At 35.3% G+C, this 20,705-nt stretch carries 14 protein-coding genes and 1 tRNA gene; 12 read left to right on the top strand and 3 right to left on the bottom strand.

From position 1 onward, the window contains the following. The first annotated feature begins 60 nt into the window (after positions 1–60). Both pyk and D7004_RS05650 read left to right on the top strand, forming a co-directional pair. Positions 61–1,491 carry a pyruvate kinase gene (gene pyk / locus D7004_RS05645; RefSeq protein WP_123204897.1) on the top strand — a complete coding sequence of 477 codons (1,431 nt, stop codon included), beginning with the start codon at positions 61–63 and terminating at the stop codon, positions 1,489–1,491. A gap of 80 nt (positions 1,492–1,571) precedes the next feature. Next, positions 1,572–1,656 (top strand) — tRNA-Ser (locus D7004_RS05650). Between the two features lie 47 nt (positions 1,657–1,703). Here D7004_RS05650 and galB read toward each other — a convergent pair. Further along, complete coding sequence (gene galB, locus D7004_RS05655; RefSeq protein ID WP_123204898.1) at positions 1,704–4,169, bottom strand: beta-galactosidase GalB; 2,466 nt, start codon at positions 4,167–4,169, stop codon at positions 1,704–1,706. A 257-nt stretch (positions 4,170–4,426) separates the two neighbouring features. Here galB and D7004_RS05660 point away from each other — a divergent pair, with 257 nt between their 5' ends. From D7004_RS05660 to D7004_RS05670, 3 genes are all read left to right on the top strand, one after another. Then, positions 4,427–6,562 (top strand): S9 family peptidase, encoded by a 2,136-nt coding sequence (locus D7004_RS05660; RefSeq protein ID WP_123204899.1) that lies wholly within the window; start codon positions 4,427–4,429, stop codon positions 6,560–6,562. Positions 6,563–6,828: 266 nt separating this feature from the next. After that, the gene (locus D7004_RS05665; RefSeq protein WP_123204900.1) at positions 6,829–7,461 is read left to right on the top strand and encodes a hypothetical protein; all 633 of its coding nucleotides are present in this window, start codon (positions 6,829–6,831) and stop codon (positions 7,459–7,461) included. Positions 7,462–7,488: 27 nt separating this feature from the next. Beyond that, entirely contained in the window at positions 7,489–8,166 is a 678-nt protein-coding gene (locus D7004_RS05670; protein WP_123204901.1) for a Rossmann-fold NAD(P)-binding domain-containing protein, read from the top strand. Between the two features lie 104 nt (positions 8,167–8,270). Here D7004_RS05670 and D7004_RS05675 read toward each other — a convergent pair whose 3' ends face one another. Continuing rightward, positions 8,271–8,450, bottom strand: a complete 180-nt coding sequence (locus D7004_RS05675; protein WP_123204902.1) for a hypothetical protein — start codon at positions 8,448–8,450, stop codon at positions 8,271–8,273. 351 nt (positions 8,451–8,801) lie between these two features. Between D7004_RS05675 and D7004_RS05680 the strand changes: the two genes are divergently transcribed. Beyond that, complete coding sequence (locus D7004_RS05680; protein ID WP_123204903.1) at positions 8,802–10,502, top strand: glycoside hydrolase family 3 protein; 1,701 nt, start codon at positions 8,802–8,804, stop codon at positions 10,500–10,502. Between the two features lie 196 nt (positions 10,503–10,698). After that, positions 10,699–10,911: a hypothetical protein gene (locus tag D7004_RS05685; RefSeq protein ID WP_123204904.1), complete on the top strand. Its 213-nt coding sequence runs from the start codon at positions 10,699–10,701 to the stop codon at positions 10,909–10,911. Between the two features lie 107 nt (positions 10,912–11,018). Here D7004_RS05685 and D7004_RS05690 read toward each other — a convergent pair whose 3' ends face one another. Continuing rightward, complete coding sequence (locus D7004_RS05690) at positions 11,019–11,552, bottom strand: thioredoxin family protein (protein ID WP_123204905.1); 534 nt, start codon at positions 11,550–11,552, stop codon at positions 11,019–11,021. A 108-nt stretch (positions 11,553–11,660) separates the two neighbouring features. Between D7004_RS05690 and D7004_RS05695 the strand changes: the two genes are divergently transcribed. The 5 genes from D7004_RS05695 to D7004_RS05715 all read left to right on the top strand — a co-directional run bounded on the left by D7004_RS05695 (position 11,661) and on the right by D7004_RS05715 (position 20,242). Beyond that, positions 11,661–12,317, top strand: a complete 657-nt coding sequence (locus D7004_RS05695) for a TatD family hydrolase (RefSeq protein ID WP_123204906.1) — start codon at positions 11,661–11,663, stop codon at positions 12,315–12,317. 198 nt (positions 12,318–12,515) lie between these two features. Further along, complete coding sequence (locus D7004_RS05700) at positions 12,516–13,310, top strand: tRNA threonylcarbamoyladenosine dehydratase (RefSeq protein WP_123204907.1); 795 nt, start codon at positions 12,516–12,518, stop codon at positions 13,308–13,310. Between the two features lie 141 nt (positions 13,311–13,451). Further along, positions 13,452–13,955 carry an endonuclease domain-containing protein gene (locus D7004_RS05705; RefSeq protein WP_123204908.1) on the top strand — a complete coding sequence of 168 codons (504 nt, stop codon included), beginning with the start codon at positions 13,452–13,454 and terminating at the stop codon, positions 13,953–13,955. Positions 13,956–14,127: 172 nt separating this feature from the next. After that, positions 14,128–17,364 (top strand): UvrD-helicase domain-containing protein, encoded by a 3,237-nt coding sequence (locus D7004_RS05710; protein WP_123204909.1) that lies wholly within the window; start codon positions 14,128–14,130, stop codon positions 17,362–17,364. A 13-nt stretch (positions 17,365–17,377) separates the two neighbouring features. Beyond that, positions 17,378–20,242 carry a PD-(D/E)XK nuclease family protein gene (locus D7004_RS05715; protein WP_123204916.1) on the top strand — a complete coding sequence of 955 codons (2,865 nt, stop codon included), beginning with the start codon at positions 17,378–17,380 and terminating at the stop codon, positions 20,240–20,242. Positions 20,243–20,705 lie beyond the last annotated feature (463 nt).

A 20,705-nucleotide genomic window follows, 5' to 3' on the forward strand; every position in this document is an offset into this window, starting at 1 on the left:
TTTAATTAATTTTAGCTAATTAATTAAGAGTATAAACTGCATTGCTAAATCAAATATTAAATGAAACCTTTTCATTCCAGAACAAAAATTGTAGCCACACTCGGCCCTGCATCAGCTAAACCAGAAGTATTATATAGCATGTTTAACGCTGGCTTAGATGTTTGTCGATTAAACTTTTCTCATGGTTCTCAAGCCGATCATCAAGCAGTTTTAGATACCATTCGCGATTTAAATAAAAAATACGAATATAACGTTGGTATCCTGGCTGATTTACAAGGCCCGAAAATTCGTATCGGCTTGGTAAAAGAAGGCGGTATCAACTTAATTAATGGCAAAACAACCGTAATTACTACTACGGAATGTATTGGTAATGAAGAACGTATTTATATCACCTACCAAAGTTTTCCTCAAGATGTTCAGGCAGGAGAAATAATCCTTTTGGATGATGGAAAGCTTCAAATGAAAGTTATTTCTACAAACTTAAAAGATGAGGTTGTTTGCGAAATCGTTCATGGTGGTATTTTAACCTCAAGAAAAGGTGTAAATCTTCCAAATACTAAAGTTTCTATTCCTTCATTAACACCAGAAGATCGTGAAAATTTAGAATTTGTTTTAGAGAATGATGTAGAGTGGATTGGTTTATCATTCGTTCGTAAGGCAGATGATATCATCGAACTTAAAAAAATAATTGCCGAACGTGGTAAAACTGCTCGCGTAATTGCTAAAATAGAGAAACCTGAAGCTATTGCCAACATCGATGAAATTATCGCTGTTTCGGACGGTATTATGGTCGCCCGTGGAGATTTAGGTGTGGAATGCCCGATGGAAGAAGTTCCGTTGTTACAGAAAATGATTGTTGCTAAATGTAGAGCAGCTTCTAAACCTGTTATTGTTGCGACACAAATGCTTGAAAGCATGATTACTACTCCTCGCCCAACACGTGCGGAAGTTAATGATGTTGCAAACTCTGTTTTGGATGGTGCTGACGCAGTAATGTTAAGTGGTGAAACATCGGTTGGTGAGTTTCCGTTAATCGTTATCGAAACGATGCAGAAAATTATTCAAAACATCGAACAAAACAATTATCCATTTAATCCTGATAAATTTTTGAAACCAAAATCTCCATCATTTTTAAGTGATGCGATTTGTGATTCGGCATGCTTCTTAGCTAAACAAACTAATGCTGTTGGTATTGTTTCGATGACATTAAGTGGTTATACGGCTTTCGAAATTTCTAGCCACAGACCAGAAGCTTTAACTTTTATATTTACCAGCAACAGGGCTTTATTAAATGCAGTAAGTTTACTTTGGGGTGTGAGAGGTTTCTATTACGATAAATTTGAAAGTACCGACAATACAATTATCGAGGTAAATGAATTCCTGAAAAGCAAAAAGTTGGTTAAACAAGGTGATATTATAATCAATACCGCTGCTATCCCGATGGAAGCTAAAGGCAAAACCAATATGTTGAAAATTACGGTTATCGACTAATTTTAACACCAAAATATGTTTTAATTTGCCTGAGTTTTGCATTTTTTTTTGAATAAAAAATATACTTTTGCAAAAAAAACGGAGAGGTGTCAGAGTGGTCGATCGAGCACGCTTGGAAAGCGTGTGTACTGCAAGGTACCGCGGGTTCGAATCCCGCCCTCTCCGCGAAATAAGAAATGTCTTTGGTTTTTAAACCAAAGACATTTTTGAATTTACTTTCTAGTCGCAACGGTTAAGTTACCTGCTTTTAATCCTTTTGATAAAACCTGCAAATTTATTTTTCCAGCCTGCTCGCTTGATTGTATGGTTACCACCAATTTACCCTTAAAAGCTTTCATTTTTGGTAAATGAAATGGTTCTAAACTTGTAGCATCACCATTGGCAACTACTTTAAACTGTCCAGCTCCTTTAACATCAAATGATAAACTGTTATCTGCATCCGGACATAAATTACCATTTACATCAACTATACTAGCGGTTACATATGCTAAATCTTTACCATCAGCGGTTAAGGCTTTACGATCTGTTTCTAACAAAATATGGTGTGGTTTACCAGCAGTTTTAACAACTTCTTCTGCAACGGCTTTACCACTGGCATCGTAAGCTACAACTTTAATTGTACCTGGTTGATATTTTACATCCTTCCACATTAACCTATATCTGTTGGTATTAGATGAGTTATTTTTAGTTTGTTTTCCTTGGCTTTTACCATTAATAAAAAGTTCGGCTGATGGATAATTGGTATAAGCAAAAACCGGCGTAACTTGTCCTTCCCTACCTGGAAATGTCCAATGTGGTACAATGTGCAAGGTTGGTTTTTCGGTATTCCATCTACTACGGTACAAATAAAATCTATCTTTCGGGATTCCAGCCAAATCGATTATCCCAAAATACGAACTGTGCGAAGGCCATTTTTCATCATAAGGTGTAGGCTCGCCAAGGTAATCGAAGCCTGTCCAAACAAATTCGCCAATTACAAATTTTAAATCATCTTGTTTTACAAATTCATCATCAGGAATTTGCGACCAATTACAATATTCAAAATCGTATGATGAACTTTGATTATCATCATACATCTTCATTTTAAAAAATTCTACAGGGAATTTATAAACTCCTCTCGAACTTACCGTTGATGCCGTTTCTGTACCTAAAATAAAACCTTGTGGAAGACGATTATAAGCATTTTCGTAAAGCATTGGCTTATAATTAAATCCAGGCACATCCAATACAGAAGCAAAGTTATTATCCAAAGCATTTTGAATCCTATCCATACCTACCGTTACAGGCCTGGTCGGATCTTCACGGTGACAAATATCCTGTAGGAATTTTAAGATTTTCCCGCCATTTTTCGTTCCTTGATCTGGCACTTCATTTCCAATACTCCACATTACTACACATGGGCTATTTCTATTGGCATGAATCATATTGACCACGTCTTTCTCTGCCCATTCATCAAATAAATGGCTATAACCATTTTTAACTTTGGGTTCCTTCCATTCATCAAAAGATTCTACCATCATCATAAAACCCATTTCATCACAAAGTTTTACTAATTCTGGAGCAGGCATGTTATGAGAGGTTCGAATGGCATCGCATCCCATATCTTGTAGTAAAGTAAGTTGTCTGCGTAAAGCTGCTACGTTTATTGCTGCCCCCAAAGGACCTAAATCGTGGTGATTACAAACGCCCTTAAACTTTCGGTAAACACCATTTAATGAAAATCCCTTTTGGGCTTCAAACTTAATTGTTCTAATGCCGAATGTTGTTGAATATTCATCTTTAAGGGTTTTTCCAGCATATAACTTTGTTTCTGCATGGTATAAATTTGGTGTTTCTGGCGACCATAAAGCAGGATTTCTAACAATCAAATCTTGCTCAAATTCTTGTAAATCTGTATCATTTAAAGTTTTGGTTGCTGTGGCTACCGTTTCTCCTTTGGCATTTTTGATGGTGGTTTTTAAACTCAAGCCATCATATTTTCCATTTGCAGCAGTCACCTTGGTGTTAATCTTAACCTTTGCAAAATCTTTATTAATTACGGGTGTAGTGATGTAAGTTCCCCAAACTGGAATACTCACATCCTCGGTTATAATTACATGTACATTTCTGTATAATCCAGCTCCAGGATACCAACGAGAAGCTTCTGGTAAATTTTCCAATCCAATTGATAAAACATTTTTACCTTCTTTCATTTTAGCGGTTACATCAATCGAAAAAGAATTATACCCATAAGCCCAACGGCCAACTTCTTCGCCATTTAGGTATACAACAGGATAACTCATCGCACCATCAATTAAAACAACTGCCTTTTTGCCCTTTTTAAAAGTTGGTGCAGTAAATGTGTTTCGGTACCAGGCCTTTCCAATAAAAGGTAATCCACCTGTTCTACCTGTTTTCTTCGAAGCTTGTTTCTCACCGTTTTGCACAATTGCTACTTCCTGACTATCATTTGCACCATCAAACGGACCTTTTATTGCCCAATCATGTGGCACTGTAACCGTTTCCCAACTACTATCATTGAAATTTTCTTTGGTAGATTCGGGATGATTGCCTTTACTAAATTTCCAGTTTTTTTCTAATAAATATTCAGTCCTGGTTTGAGCAGAAGTATTTGTAACTAAAAATGCGGATAGCAATAAAAAAAGTATCGGCAAGCGATGATGTTTTGAAAAACTCATTTTTTGAGATTTATGGGTGGTATGATTATAATTTATTTGATGTGGACTTGGCGATATTATTTAACCAAATCAATAAAACGAAGTTATCAAAAAATGATAAATGTCTATATAACATTTATTAATAAGCAAATTTATATCACAAACGGCTAATATTGGCTAACAGATAAAATAGCGAGGATTAGGAATTATTTGTATCATGATTAATACCAATCAATTTATAAAACAGTGTTATTTTTATCCTCAAGAACAAAAAGAATATGAATAAATATTTACTGTCTGCAGCGGCCTATGCAATAGTGGTTACAGCCAATGCACAACAAGGCACATCGCTTACCGCAAAAGATTATGAACATGCTGAAACATTTTTAAGCTACAATACTGCAAAATACATCGATAACCCTGGAGTTTCTCCAAATTGGTTAGCAGATGATAAATTCTGGTATGTATCACGCAATCAAAGTGGTGTACAAACATATTTGGTAGATCCTAGTAAGAAAACCAGAGCTATCACTACGGAATATAAAAATGTTTCTCCACCACCAGCACGACGTAGAAATAGTGAGGAAGTTGTATCTCCAGATGGCAAAAAATCGATATTAATAAAAGATTATAACCTTTATGTTAAAGATATTGCAACCGGAAAATTAACCCAATTAACAACCGATGGCGTAAAAGATTACGGTTACGCAACTGATAATGCCGGCTGGAAACATAGCGATGGAGCAATTTTACGTTGGTCGCCAGATTCAAAAAAAATAGCAACCTTTCAGCAAGACCAAAGAAACACGAAAGATATGTACCTGGTAAGCACAAATGTTGGCTCGCCAAAACTTAGTGCATGGAAATATCCTTTACCGGGTGATAAGCAAATTCCTACCATCAGAAGAGTTGTTATTGATGTAGAAAACCCGAAAGTTATTTCGCTGAATATTCCGCCGGATCCACACCGTGCCACTTTGAGCGACGATATTTCGAGCAGTGGAACTTTTGATGATATCGACTGGAAAGCTGATGGATCTGAAGTTGCATTTGTATCCACCTCTCGCGACCATAAAATTGAGAAGTTTCGCATTGCAAATGCTGCGACAGGCGCTGTACGCGAAGTATTTGAAGAAACGGTGAAAACACAATTTGAATCGGGTCAGGGAGCTATTAACTGGCGCTATTTACCTGCAACGAAAGAAATTTTGTGGTATTCGGAAAGAGATAACTGGGGACATTTGTATTTATATGATGCAACTACAGGCAAAGTTAAAAACCAAATTACTAAAGGAAATTGGGTTGTAACCCGATTGCTTAAAGTTGATGAAAAAACCCGTACGCTTTATTTTATAGCAAACGGTCAAGACAAAAAAAATCCTTACTTCGGGCATTTTTACAAAATTGGTTTTGATGGAAAAAAATTAACAGATTTAACACCAGAAGAAGGAAATCACATAGTTACAATATCTCTGTCAGGAAAGAATTTTATTGATACTTATTCTCAGCCTGATGTTCCATCTGTAAGTAATTTCCGCAGCATGGATGGAAAATTAATTATGGAGTTAGAGAAAACAGATATATCTAGATTAGTAGCAACTGGATGGAAAGCGCCAACACCTGTTTCGGTAAAAGCTTCTGATGGCAAGACAGATATTTATGGCTTGGTTTTTACACCAACTAAGATGGATGCCAGCAAGAAATACCCGGTAATCGACTATATTTATCCTGGTCCGCAAGGCGGAAGTGTTGGAAGCTGGTCGTTTGCTACATCTCGCGGAGATAATCAATGCCTGGCAGAATTAGGTTTTATAGTAGTGGTTATGGAAGGAACCAGCAATCCAAACCGTTCAAAAAGTTTCCACGACATGAGCTACGGAAATATGGCAGAAAATACTTTGCCCGATCAAATCACAGCCATAAAACAATTATCTGCTAAATATCCAATGGATACCACCAAAGTTGGTATTTGGGGACATTCTGGTGGTGGGTTTGCAACTGCAACAGCCATGTTTCGTTATCCTGATTTCTTTAAAGTTGGTATTTCAGAATCTGGAAACCATGAGAATAGAAACTACGAGGATGATTGGGGTGAACGTTATAATGGCTTAGTTGAAAATGCTGATTATGAAGCACAAGCCAATCAAAATTATGCTAAAAATTTAAAAGGAAAATTAATGCTGGTTCACGGAATGATGGACGATAATGTTCCGCCATACAATACTTTACTAGTTGTAGAAGCCTTAGAAAAAGCAAACAAATCTTTCGATTTGGTAATATTTCCGAATAGTGCACATGGTTATGGTGCGTACTCGCCATACATGATGAGAAGAAGATGGGATTATTTCGTTCAAAATTTATTAGGTGTACAACCACCTTATGATTACCAAATGAAACCACCAACACAGAGGTAAATTGAACATTTTTTGAAAGTCTCGACTAAAGTTGAGACTTTTTTTTTGTAACAATCTTAAACGATAAAACTATAAAAGTTAAGATTTGTTAAAGTTAATATCAACAGTAATTTATGTTCTACTTTAGTTAAATCTAACCCGAAGCATGCGAATATTTATCCTCCTATCCATACTCATTTTATCGAATAAACTTTATGCTCAACAGTTTAATGGACAAGTTTTAGATGCTCAATCAAAATTACCGATTGAGCAGGTGATTGTTAGTTATGGTAAACAAACTAATTACAGGTGCTGATGGAAGATTTAAATTGGAGAAAATTCCATCAATATCAACCGTAAAAATAAAAAAGCTTGGCTATGACGAATATGACTTAAATTTAAACAGCAGTTTGCCAGATTTGAATGTTTATCTTCAAGCAACGTCAATAGATTTGAATGATGTTACTATATTATCAAAACGAGATTACGTTGCCGATTCTTTAAAAATGAGAGCAGATAATGAGCAAGTATTTGCCTATAAAGCACCTACCCTAGAAGATGTATTGGTGCAAAAAGGTTGGCAATATCCAACAATTGGATATAATTTAGTTTCTAATTCCACTACATCCATCGTAAGCTTAGATGTTTTAAAAACCGTTGGCTTAATTACGAAGAATAAATCATCCATATCTAAGTTGCAAAAAGTTGAGTTAAATGATGAAGAAACAACTTACGTTAACCGCCGTTTTGATGCTAAAAAGATTGCCGGTATAACTAAACTAGAAGGAGATTCTTTAAAAAACTTTATAAAGCAGTATAAACCATCGGCAACTGAGGTACGGAAAATGAACGATTACCAAATACTGCTTTATGTAAAGAAAAGCTATAGAGAATTTATCAAGCCTGGTGAAGAAAATTAGTGCTAAGTTTGATGAAATAAATTTTTTATGGGAAAATCAAGATCGGAAAACAATGTAATTATTACAGGTACAACCGGCATGGTTGGAGAAGGTGTTTTAATGCGATGCTTAAATAACCCAGAGATTAATTCTGTTTTGGTAATTAACCGCAAGCCCTGTGGATATATTCATGCCAAATTGAAGGAAATTATCCATCAAGATTTCTTTGATTTCGCAACAATAGAAAATCAACTTACAGGTTACAATGCTTGCTTTTTTTGTTTAGGGATTACTTCGGTTGGCGCCGATGAGGAAACTTATTACAAAATGACCTATACTTTAACCATGCACGTCGCTAAAACGCTGGTTAAATTGAATGAAGCTATGACATTTTGTTACGTATCAGGCAGTGGAACAAATGAAAATAGCAGACTAAAATGGGCTCAGGTTAAAGGTAAAACGGAAAGTGATTTAATGAAATTACCCTTTGAACAGGTTTACAATTTCCGTCCTGGTTTTATAAAGCCACTACAAAATCAAAAACATGCCCATAAATTTTATAAATACATTAACTGGCTGTTCCCAATAGGAAGAACGATTTATTCTTCAGGTTTTTGTACAATGCAAGAATTAGCTGATGCCATGATAAATACCTTAAGCCATACTAACGGAAGAAAAATTTTGGAAGGAAATGATATTATTGCGTTGGCAAGTGAACCAATTTAGGGAAAATGGAAGATGGTAAATGGGATATGGTAGAGGTAAAATGTAAGATGGAGCTTTCAAGGTGTTAACCATTGTCCATTTTACATTTCACATCTTCCATTACGTTATTTTTTATTATCGTGCTTACGCTGGTTATCTTTGTTAGATGTTTGGTCCGAACGTTGTCCGCCGCCATTCGTAATACCTTGAATTTTCTTATCAACTTTAACATCGTGATTAGCTCTGTCTGCTATCGAACTTCCTTGCGTAGTAGGATTGTTCTTCGGTGTGCTTACATTTTTCATAATTATAAAATTTAGTTAAATATTTGCAAAGCGTTAATATTATAACCGCTTTCATTAAATTATGTTTTATTTTTTGATTAAATGATTTTTAAAACAGGGCTTTAATAGGTTTTGCTTAGCACTAACTTTGTTAATAAACCCGATGATAGCGGTAGCCCGAACCCGATTTTTTCTATCGGGTGAGGCTAAAGCGAACAGCGGGGCTGTGGTTACCTAAGAACTACTGAACGTTCGTTTTCAAATTTTAAAAAACCTAACGCTATATATTGTATTAAATTAATTACTTGGATTGGTTTTTGTTTAATTCGCTTTTAACTTATTAATTTAGCCATCTGGTTACAATAAAACATCGTGAAAAAAAACTTATTCTTATTACTAATATTTTGTGTTGCCACTTTCTCGGCAAATGCTCAAAAGCAAACCTACCTGGATTTATTAAGCAATCAACCAAAATGGGTTGATTCGGTTTTTAAAAAATTAAATCGTAGAGAGCGAATTGCTCAGATGTTTTTTGTTCGGGCGCATACTAATTTAGGGCAGAAATATACTGATTCTGTTGGTATGGTGATTAAGAAAGAGCAGCTTGGTGGTGTTATCTTTTTTCAAGGTGGCCCGGTCCGCCAAGCCGTTGCAACCAATGCTTACCAAAAAGTTAGTCATGTACCTTTACTTATAGCAAACGATGGTGAGTGGGGTTTAGGCATGCGCCTAGACAGTACAATTTCTTTCCCTTATCAAATGACTTTAGGCGCCATTCAGAACAAAGATTTGATTTACCGAATGGGGCAAGAAGTTGCTAAAGATTATAAACGCATGGGCATGCAAATGAATTTGGCACCCGACGCAGATATAAACAATAACGCAAAAAATCCCGTAATCAACTACCGTTCTTTTGGTGAAAACAAATATAATGTAGCCACAAAAACTGCCGCTTACATGAAAGGAATGCAAGATGGCGGTTTGCTAACCACGCTAAAACATTTCCCTGGTCATGGTGATACAGATGTGGATTCGCATTACGATTTACCACAGCTTACGTTTAGTGCTGCCCGTTTAGATAGTTTGGAGATGTATCCGTTTAAGGAACTGATAAAACAAGGTGCAGCTGGAATTATGATTGCGCACATGAATATTCCATCTTTAGATAATACACCAAATTTGCCATCAACGTTATCAAAACCTATTGTTACCGGAATTTTAAAAGAGAAATTAGGCTTTAAAGGTTTAATTATTTCTGATGCGATGGATATGAAAGGCGTTGTGAAATATTTTAAAAACGGTGAAGCAGATTTACTGGGAATAATTGCAGGTAACGATATTTTAGAACTTTCGGAAAACAGCGACAGAGCAATTCACTTAGTTCGTAAAGCGGTGCGTCAAGGCAGAATTGATATAAAAACCATTGATGAAAGTGTACGTAAGATTTTAACTGCAAAATATTGGGCAGGCTTGGATAAACGCGATACGATTGTAACACAAGGTATTGTTGCCAACGTAAACCGTAACGCTAGCAACGCATTAGTGCAAGAGTTGGCGAACGCTTCGGTTACCTTGCTTAAAGGGAAAGATTATATTAAAAATATGATTCCGATTAGAAGAACGGCTATTATTAGTATCGGCGTTCCATTTGTTACGAGATTCCAGAAAGAGATTTCGAAAGGCTTTTACAACTCAGTTTACTATGTGCTAGACAAAGATGCAACTGCAACACAAATTTCAAACATTGCTCGCGAAATTGGCGCTTTTGACCAGGTAATTGTGGGCATTCATGATAGTAGAGCAAGACCAGGAAATAATATACCGTTAAATGCTGGTGTTAAAAATTTTATTAAAGAACTGTCTGGCAAAAACGCAGTTTTCGCACTATTTGCCAATCCATATAATTTAGCTGGTTTACCAGGATTAGAGAATAGTAAAGGCTTGGTTATTGGCTATCAAAAAGAAGATTACATGCAGATTTCGGCCGCAGCCGTTATTAATAATCGATTGGTACCAACAGGAAAATTACCGGTAAGCATTTTGCCGAATTATAAGTTTGGTGATGGTTTGTAAAACTACGTGAATTTTCTTTTTGCCACAGATACACACGGATAAACACAGATTTTGATTTTCTGAATATATCATCCTTGATTTCGCGTTTCGTCATTTTGACTGAAGCATAGCTAAATGACAATAACTTCAGACTTCTGCTAAAAACTTAAAACAATTATCTGGTCTAAATCATTATCTATTTATAAAACTTAAAGTTATGATAGACCCAAAAGACGAAGATTATTCGAACGACCCGAATGATGCTCTACGAAGAGAGGATGATACAGAAAATATTAATGAATTAGACGGCGATGGTACCAACATAAAACACGATAAAGATTTGTTGGAACAAGCCGATGAAGCATCAAGAGCATCTTACGAATTGAATGTAGATGACCTTAAAGATGATGAAGAGGATTTAGATGATTAGAAAAGAAAGCCGCTGATTCGCAGATTAATATCTGAAAATCAGCGGCTTTTTTTGGTTATTTGGTTTAACCATCCACCTTTTTACCTTACACCTTTCTACCCTCTAACTTACTTGGCTTTTGGCTTGTAAGTTTCAGGATTTACTGCAGCAACAGTCCACCCTTTTAAAAAGGACGTGATTTTCTTCACATCATGACCAACTTTTTTCTTGCCATTTGATCCAATTTCATCAGTTTCTAAATAAGATGAATTTTCGATATGTAGCACTTTACCCTTTCCATCTAAAACGACAAAAACCGGATAACCAAAACGATTTGGAAAGCCAAGATATTTCATAGCTTCATCGTTATGGTGGTCTTTATCCCAATTTACCAGAACATATTCGTAATTATCGTTAATGGTTTGCTTTAAAATTACAGTTGTATCAACCAAATTATGAAAAGCGATACACCAGCTACACCAATTCCCTCCTACCTGTACCAATACATGTTTGTTTGCTTTAGCAGCTTTATCTGTAGCAGCTTTTAAATCTGCCAATGCATTTGCTTCAGGGTTATAAATATGTACACCTTCTTGTTTCGCCTGACTAAACGCTGCACTAGAAATTAACACAGCTGTAAGTAATATTAATATTTTTTTCATGATTTATTAAGAATGATGCTGTAAAAATAATAAAGTCTACTAATTTTATAGATTATTTGTTGATTCTTTACAGAGCGACTACATTTATACAATACACCCATTAACAAAATGCAATATCTTGATATTCATACACATCAATCATTACAGCAAAAAGATGTGCAAAGTATTTTAAGTTTATCATTAACTGATGGAAATTTATATCCATTAACTTGTAATAGGTCGATTTCTGTGGGCTTGCATCCCTGGTTTGCTAAATTAGAAAACCTGGAGGTTCAATTAAAACACCTAGAATGTAAAGCACAGCAACCGAACGTAAAAATGATTGGCGAATGTGGTTTGGATAAATTAAGAGGGGAAAGCATTACCAATCAGACTATAATACTGGAAAATCAAATCAGATTGGCAGAAAAATTAAACAAACCTATTATCCTCCATTGCGTAAAAAGTTTCTCAGAATTATTGGAGGTTAAAAAACGGTTAAAAGTAAATACACCGATGATAATTCATGGTTTTAAAAAACACAAATCGCTTGGAGAACAATTAATTTCAAATGGTTTTTATTTATCATTTGGTACTTCCATTTTAAGAAGGGATTCTGGTGCCGCACAACTAATCCAAAATACGAATAACTTCTTTTTAGAAACTGATGATTCGAAAATCTCAATACAAGAAATTTATGAAGCCGCAGCAAGTTTAAAAAAATGTTCAGTTGATGAACTTAAAGCACGTATTTTTGCCGACTGGAAAAAATTGAATTTGGTTTAACCACAGATGGACATAGATCAACACTGATTATGGCGTCTAATTTTAAAATTATAAAATATAATTAGCCACGAGAGCACAGAATTTACATAAAAAATTCCGTGTCAATCCGTTTTTCCGTGGCAAAAATAAATTAACTATAGATTAAAGCTTGAAATATCTGTGTTCATCCTTTTTATCTGTAGTAAAAAATTAAGCAAAATGTCTGATACAAGCTGGCTTTCACGCTCTGCACTTTTAGTTGGGAATGATGGGATTGATAAACTGCAATCCAAACATGTTTTAATAATCGGTTTAGGCGGTGTTGGTTCTTTTGCTGCAGAATTTATTTGTCGTTCGGGGATTGGCGAAATGACAATTGTTGATGGTGATGTTGTTGACCCTACAAACAGAAACAGACAATTACCTGCTTTAGCTACCAATCACGGTGTAAGCAAAGCCGAAATTATGCAACAACGTTTACTGGCAATAAATCCTGAATTGAAATTACATGTCGTAAACACTTTTTTAACGCCAGAAAAATGCCGGGAGATTTTACAATCAAATTTTGATTATATAATGGATTGTATTGATAGCGTGATGCCGAAAATCACCTTATTATCTACTGCATTAGAGCAAAATATTCCTATCGTAAGTTCTATGGGTGCAGGCGGAAAAATGGACCCAACCAGATTAAGAATTGCCATGTTGCCCGATACTTATCAGTGCGTTTTTGCAAGTTATGTTCGTAAACGATTAAATAAATTGGTAGGTGCCAATAAAATTAAAGCTGTTTTCTCTATCGAAGAAATGGATAAAAACTCCATGATTATGACTGATGGCAGTAATTTCAAGCGCTCTGCTTATGGAACCGTTTCATATCTTCCAGCAGCATTTGGTGGGGCTTGTGCCTCTGTTGTAATAAGAGATTTGTTAGGACTAAAAATTGAGATGGCAGAAAGACCATTAAGGATTAGCCATAAAACTTTGGCGAAGAAAAAGAAGAAAAGTCCTTAGGTTCTTTCCAACCAATTGTTGATATAATGATTTCGGTAAAATTTTAAATTGTTGTAAGTTAGGTGTTGTAAAAACCACCCCGCCTTGCGGGCAATCCTCTAAGAAGGGAACTACAAAGCGCCTTAAACAAATTGCCTAAAAATGCAACTATCTAATTATACACCTGCCAATTCTGGCACCAACCTTCTCCATCATCCAGATGGGAATCTTCAGAATGGGGTATTGCATAAAGAAATTACTATTGATGGAATTCAAATAAAGCAAAGTGTAATTACAGATTTACCTTACCAGCCTCGTCTTAAAGAAAGAGCTAAACTACTTCGAAGAGCAAGAAATTTACCCGAAGTACTATTCTGGATGCAGGTTACAAAAGGTAATTTCCATAAAATCGACTTCGATAGACAGAGAATTATTGGAAATTACATTGTCGATTTTTACATCAAAGCTTTAGGATTAATAATAGAAATTGATGGTTCAAGCCATGATGATAAGGAACTTTATGATAAGGTTAGGGAAGACTATCTTATTTCTTTAGGATTAAAAATTTACAGAATTACGGTTGACGATATAATGAAAAATATGGATTTTGTAAAAATGGGACTAGAAGAATATATTATTGAACATTATGGAGTTATTTCGGGGTAACTTTGATAAGAAACACCCCGTCTGCTGCGCATCCACCCCTCTAAAAGAGGGGAATTACACAGCGCATAATTACAAAACGACAAAGAAAGATTAGATAAGAAAGTTTCTGCATCCAATATTCCCCTCTTCCAGAGGGGTGCCCGCAGGGCGGGGTGTTTAAAAAGATAGCAACATGCCCCAACCCGTAAAAATTCTTCAAGCTTCTGCCGGTTCTGGTAAAACGTTCAGTTTAACGGCACATTACCTTACTTTACTTTTTTCCGGAGAAAATAAATACCGTGAAATTTTGGCCGTAACCTTTACCAATAAGGCTACTGAAGAAATGAAATCAAGGATTTTGGAAGTGCTTGTAGGTTTGGCCCAAGGAAATCCATCGGCCAAAATTGATGATTATCGCAAACTAATTTTAGTTGCTTATCCACAATTAACTCTTCCAGAGCTACAAGCTAAAGCAGATAAAATTTACCGAAAAATCCTTCACGATTATAGTCGTTTTTCGGTAAGTACTATTGATGGTTTTGTGCAAAAAGTAATTCGCGGTTTCGCTTTTGAACTTGGTTTAAATGCCGATTACAATTTAGAAATGAATTATGATAAGGTTAAAGATGATTTAGTTAACAAACTTGATAATGCTTTAAACGATAATAAACAGCTTTTGCAATGGATTATCGATTTAGCCATCGAGCGCATCAGCGATAACAAAAGCTGGAATTACAAAATCGAACTTTATAACCTGATTGGTGAAATTTTCTCTGAACGTTTTCAAATTTTCGAAGCGGCAGTTGAAGAACTGGGATTGGAAAACATTGATGAACTCTTCAAAAAATACATCAACGTTACCAAAGAGGAAATTAAAAATTTTGAGGATGAAATCATTCGATTGGCAACTGATGCGCATTCGGCACTCGAGGTTTTAGGAGTAGAAAACGACCAGCTTAAAGGAAAATCAAGAAATCCGCTAACCAAGTTAATTTCAGTAGCTCGAGGCGACTTTTCGAAGATCGAATCAACGTTTATCCTCATCGATGAACCCGAAGAGTGGTTTCAAAAAAATGCCTATTCATCTGAAGTATTTGAAACCATAAATCCTATTTTACATCAAATTAAAGTTCATTATCTAACGCATTTACCAAACTATCAGCTGGCTATTGCGTTCAACAAAAACCTTTACTATTTACGGTTAATGCAAGAAATTGCAGTTCTATTAAAAGAATATAGAGCCGAAAATGATAATCTTCTAATTAGTGATGCCCAAAAATTAATCTCCGGAATTACAGAAGATGCTGGCGATAATCCCTCATTTATTTGGGAAAAAGTTGGCAATCGATACAAAAACTTCTTATTTGATGAATTTCAAGATACATCTACAAGTCAGTGGGGAAGTTTTAAATCGCTTTTAACTAATGCGATTGCTACGCCAAGCCTCAATTCTATTGACCATTTAATTGTCGGCGATACGAAGCAATCCATTTATCGCTGGCGAAATGGCGATTGGAATATCTTGCATAAACATGCTAAAACAGATGTTGGCGCACACAATGTTATCGAAGAAAGTTTAGCAGAAAATTATCGCAGTGCGGAGAACATCATCACTTTTAATAATTTTCTCTATCGCTCCATTCCTTTAACCTTGCAAAATGAACTGAACGAAAATTTAACCAGCAAACCCGAAAGTATTTCGACATGGTGGAATAGCCAAAACTACAACCAAATTATCACAGATATTTATGCCGGTTCTAAACAAAATTTCGCTAAAAACACATTAAAAGGCGGAACAATTAAAATCAAAAAGTGTAGCAAAGAACATGCGCCAAACGAAGCACGTTTCAGCGAAACTATTTTTAGAGATATTGCTTTAGATGATGTTATAAAAGAAATTTTTTACCTCAAAGACACGCAAAATTATGATTTAAAAGACATTGCGATTTTGGTTCGCTCCAATAGCGAGGCATTGCTAACTGTACAGAAATTGATGGAGCAAAAGGCACCTGTACTCTCTGGAGATGCCTTGTTAATTTCAAATAACTCTGCCATTCAGCTCATCATTAATACGCTAAAAGTTTTAATTGGTTTAGATGCGCAAACGGCTTTGTATAAAGCAAATTGCATTGCACTTTTCCATTCTTTGCACGGAAAAGAAGCAAATGCAAACCATTATCTAAACCTTAATCATGCAACTTTAAACTCATTAAGCAATGTACTTCCTAAATCGCTTTGCGAAAACTGGCAGTCATGGTTGCAACTTCCTTTGCCCGAACTCGTAGAAATTTTAATTGAAGCTTATGATGTGAAAACCCTAACACAACATCTTCCTTATTTATTAGCATTTAGAGATTTAACAGCGAACGCAGGCAGGTTAGGAGAAAAAGGAATAATCTCATTTTTAACCTGGTGGGATGAAGATGGCGTCAAAAAGTCGCTTCCATCACCTGAGGGCGCAGATGCGATACAAATTATTACCATTCACAAATCTAAAGGTTTAGCTTTCAGGGCAGTTTTTGTTCCCTTCTGCAATTGGGAAGTAAAAGGCAAGCCCAACTCAACTTTTTGGGTTTCATCAGAAGATACCGTTTACAAGGAACTTCGTGGAATTCCGTTAAAATACAATAAAGATTTAGCCGATTCATCCATCGCCAAAGCCTATTTCGAAGAGTTGCTTTACAACAACATGGATGCCTTAAATATGCTTTACGTAGCAACAACACGCTCAAAAGATTACCTCTATATTTCTACAATGGGCAAGGCCGAAGCAAAAGGAAGCAAAGAGGTTAACTTATCTAATATGGGCGACGTATTAAACTTAACATTTAATAACGAGTTTGATGAAAATGGCGTTTATGAAATCGTTGATTATGTGACTGTAGAAAACAAAATCACCAATGCTAATTTTATTACTTTAAACAGTTATCCAACAACTACACGTTTATCAGAACTTTACATCCCCTCAGAAGAAAAGCATTTAAAGCATTTGGTAAACATCGAAAAATCAGGCAGAAAAGGTTCTTTGCTTCATGATATTTTGGCAAGTGCAACAACCGAAAAAGGAGTTTTTGATTACACCACCAATCTTGTTTTACAAGGTATTATTAAAGAAGAGGAAAAGCAAAAGTTAATTGATTCTGCATTGGAAGTATTAAACCATCCCGAGCTTAAGGAAATTTTGAATAAAGCAACCGAAAGCATTACTGAAAAAAATATTATTGATGCAAATGGTAAGCTTCACCGCCCGGATAGGGTTTTAATTAATGCCGATGAAGTTATTATTCTGGATTATAAATTTACTTTAGAAGAGAGCAATAAACACATCGAACAAGTAGATAAATATAGAAATCTATTAGCCGAGATGGGGTTTAAAAACATAAAAACCTATTTATTTTATGCAGTAAAAGGCAAATTGAAATTGGTATAACATGAAGACGCAAATGAAACCATTTTTACAAGAAGTTGCCGAAGATTTAGTCGCCAGGTTTGGAAATCAACTGGAAAATTGTGCTATTGTTTTCAATAATAAAAGGCCAGCTGCTTATTTGCAAAAGCATTTTGCAGATATCATTGGTAAACCTTTTTTCAGCCCATCAGTTTTTACCATTCAGGAATTTTTTGCTTGCTCAACAAGTTATAAAATTGCCGATTTCTATTTGCAGTTTTTCACTTTACACCGAATATATAATCAACTACTGGCAGAAGAAAAACTGGAAACGATTTCCAGCCATAAATTTTTTCCTTTAGCAAAAATTATTTTAAGCGATTTTAACCAAATTGATGCAGATTTAGTCGATGCAGAAAAGCTATATCGCGATTTGGAAGATATTTCTGTCATCAATAAAGAGTTTGATTATTTAAGTCCTGAGCAATACCAATTTCTTGCTCAATTCTGGACTTCCTATTCTGAAGGAAAACATAAAAAACAGCAGGAACTATTTATAAAGATGTGGCGAAGAATGCCAAAGCTGTATCAAAAATTTCATGAGAAGTTGAAAGACCAAGGTTATTTAACTAACGGTTCGGTTTATCGACATTTGGCCGATGACATCACAAATCATCAGGAATTCATCTCCAATTTTGATAAAGGAAAAATCATTTTTGTTGGTTTCAATGCATTAAGCCGTGCCGAAGCTAAAATATTTACACAGTTACAGGAAGCTGATAAAGCACTATTTTACTTTGATGCAGACAGCTATTATTTAGATGATACTCAACAGGAAGCCGGTTTATTCTTAAGGAAAAACTTACATCTTATTGGACTAAAAAATGAGTTTTCTGGCAAGGAAAGTTTAATGAAAACCGCCGAACATAATGTAAATATTTTTAAAGTTCAGGGCCAATCTGCACAGGCAAAAATCCTTAACACAATTTTAGAAGAAGATTATACGAACTCAGAAACTGTATGCAAAACAGTTGTGGTTTTAGCTGATGAAGGCTTACTGATTCCAACTTTACAAACCATTCCAACAAGTCATAATGGTTCTCCAATCGACCTAAATGTAACCATGGGTTTTGCTTTATCTACTTCGAGCATTTTTGGTTTGGTTGATCTATGGTTAACCAGTCAGCTAGAAATTTTGCAAGCAGATAAAGTAATGTATAAAAATGTTGAGGCATTTCTAACGCATCCACTTTCGGGTTTATCACAAAAAATGCGAGATAAAATACTAACTGCATTATTACAAGAAAATAGAGTTGAAGTTGACCACAAACGTCTATTGAGACAAAGTGGTTTGTTTGAAGTTTTTTATAAAAAAATTGAAGAACCGCAGTTTGTGGTTACCAATTTACTAGAGGTTTTAGATTTCGTTTTAACCAGGTTATCAAACGCAAAAACACTAAAAAAAATCGATGCAGAGCTTTTTGTAAAAACGATTCAAGAGTTAAACCGACTGCACGATACATTTAGCAATCACATTGGCAAGGAAGAAATTCCTTTCGTAATTTATCTGGTTCAAAAATCGTTGCAGTCTATTGCCGTACCGCTTTCCGGCGACCCACTTAATGGTATCCAGGTAATGGGCTTACTCGAAACCAGAAATCTAAACTTTGATAAAGTAATAATTTTAGGTTTTAATGAAGGCATTATTCCCAAATCTTCCATCGGAAATAGTTTTATCCCCGATTCCATTCGTAGAGTTTACGGCTTGCCTGTTTTAGAAAATCTAGATGCCATTTCATCTTACATGGTTTACCGATTAATGCAGAGGGCAAAAAACATCAACTTCGTGTACAACAGCCTAACGGATGAAAGTACATCGGGCGAAGCCAGTAGAATTTTAAAGCAGCTGGAATATGAAAGTGGTTTTAATTTCACCTATAACGAACTTAATTTCGAGGTCAAAACAGAACAATTTAGAGACGTTCAAATCGAAAAAAATGGTAATGATTTCATTCAGAATAAACTGAAACGTTATTTGGATAAAACAAAATCGCTATCACCTTCGGCAATTACACAATATATTTCCAACCCGATTGATTTTTTCTTTAACTACATCGCTGAAATTAAAGAGCCAAAAGAAATTAGTGCTGTGGTTGAAGCCAATGAAATTGGTTCAATTTTGCACAAAGTGATGGAATACTTCTACGCCGATTTACGTAAAGCAGAAATTACGAAAGAAAGTATAGAAGGCCAACGGAAGAAAGTTCCACAATTGATTCAGAAAGCTTTTAATGCTGTGATGTTTAAACACCCGGATTTGGTAATGGAATATAAGGGCATGCAAAAAGTAATTTTAGCCATTGTTGATGCTTACGTAAACATTATCCTCAATCAGGATATTTCTCAAACGCCATTCCATATCATCAGTTTAGAACAAAAGATAGAAGCCGAAATTAGTTTCCCATTAAACGGTAAAGAAGAAAGCATTAAAATTTTCGGTTACATAGACAGGGTTGATGTTAAAGATGGCATTACTAAAATCATCGATTACAAAACAGGGAGTGATAAACTGGCATTCAAAGATATTGATGAACTTTTTAATTCTGATGGAAAACACATTAACAAAGCTTTGATTCAAACGTTGCTTTATACTTATGCTTATGAACAATTTGCCAGCAAAACTTGTGTAGAGCCCAATTTGTACATCGTAAAAACCATGAACGACCCAACTTATGGAGGCGTTTGGTTTAAATCTAACCGACAGGTTTTGCGTGGAGATTTTCTTGAAGAAATAAAACCTTTGTTTTTGGCCAAGCTTAGAGAAAAACTTATCGAACTTTTTGGCGCTCCGTATTTTAAAGCTAGTGAGGTTCCGGATAATTATAAATATTCGATTTATAAAACCCTGTTTGGAAAGTAGGTTTGGCTAAAGCCAATTATTTCTCTTCTTAATCTGTTCTCCGTTGGTTGAAACCAACGGCAATGAATTATGCAAATGGTGAAATAAATCATCCAATTTTTTGCCCTTTCCTTGGTTGAAACGCTATGAAAATTAGGCTAATGCCATATAACTATCGCTATATACATTACCCATTTCATTACCGTTGGTTGAAACCAACGGCAATGAATTATGCAAATGGTGAAATAAATCATCCAATTTTTTGCCCTTTCCTTGGTTGAAACGCTATGAAAATTAGGCTAATGCCATATAACTATCGCTATATACATTATCCATTTCATTGCCGTTAGTTTCAACCAACGGTAATGAATTATGCAAATCGTTAAATAAATCATCCAATTTTTTGCCCTTTCCTTGGTTGAAACGCTATGAAAATTAGGCTAATGCCATATAACTATCGCTATATACATTATCCATTTCATTG

The sequence above is a fragment of the Pedobacter jejuensis genome (assembly GCF_003725795.1).
Lineage (GTDB): Bacteria > Bacteroidota > Bacteroidia > Sphingobacteriales > Sphingobacteriaceae > Pedobacter > Pedobacter jejuensis.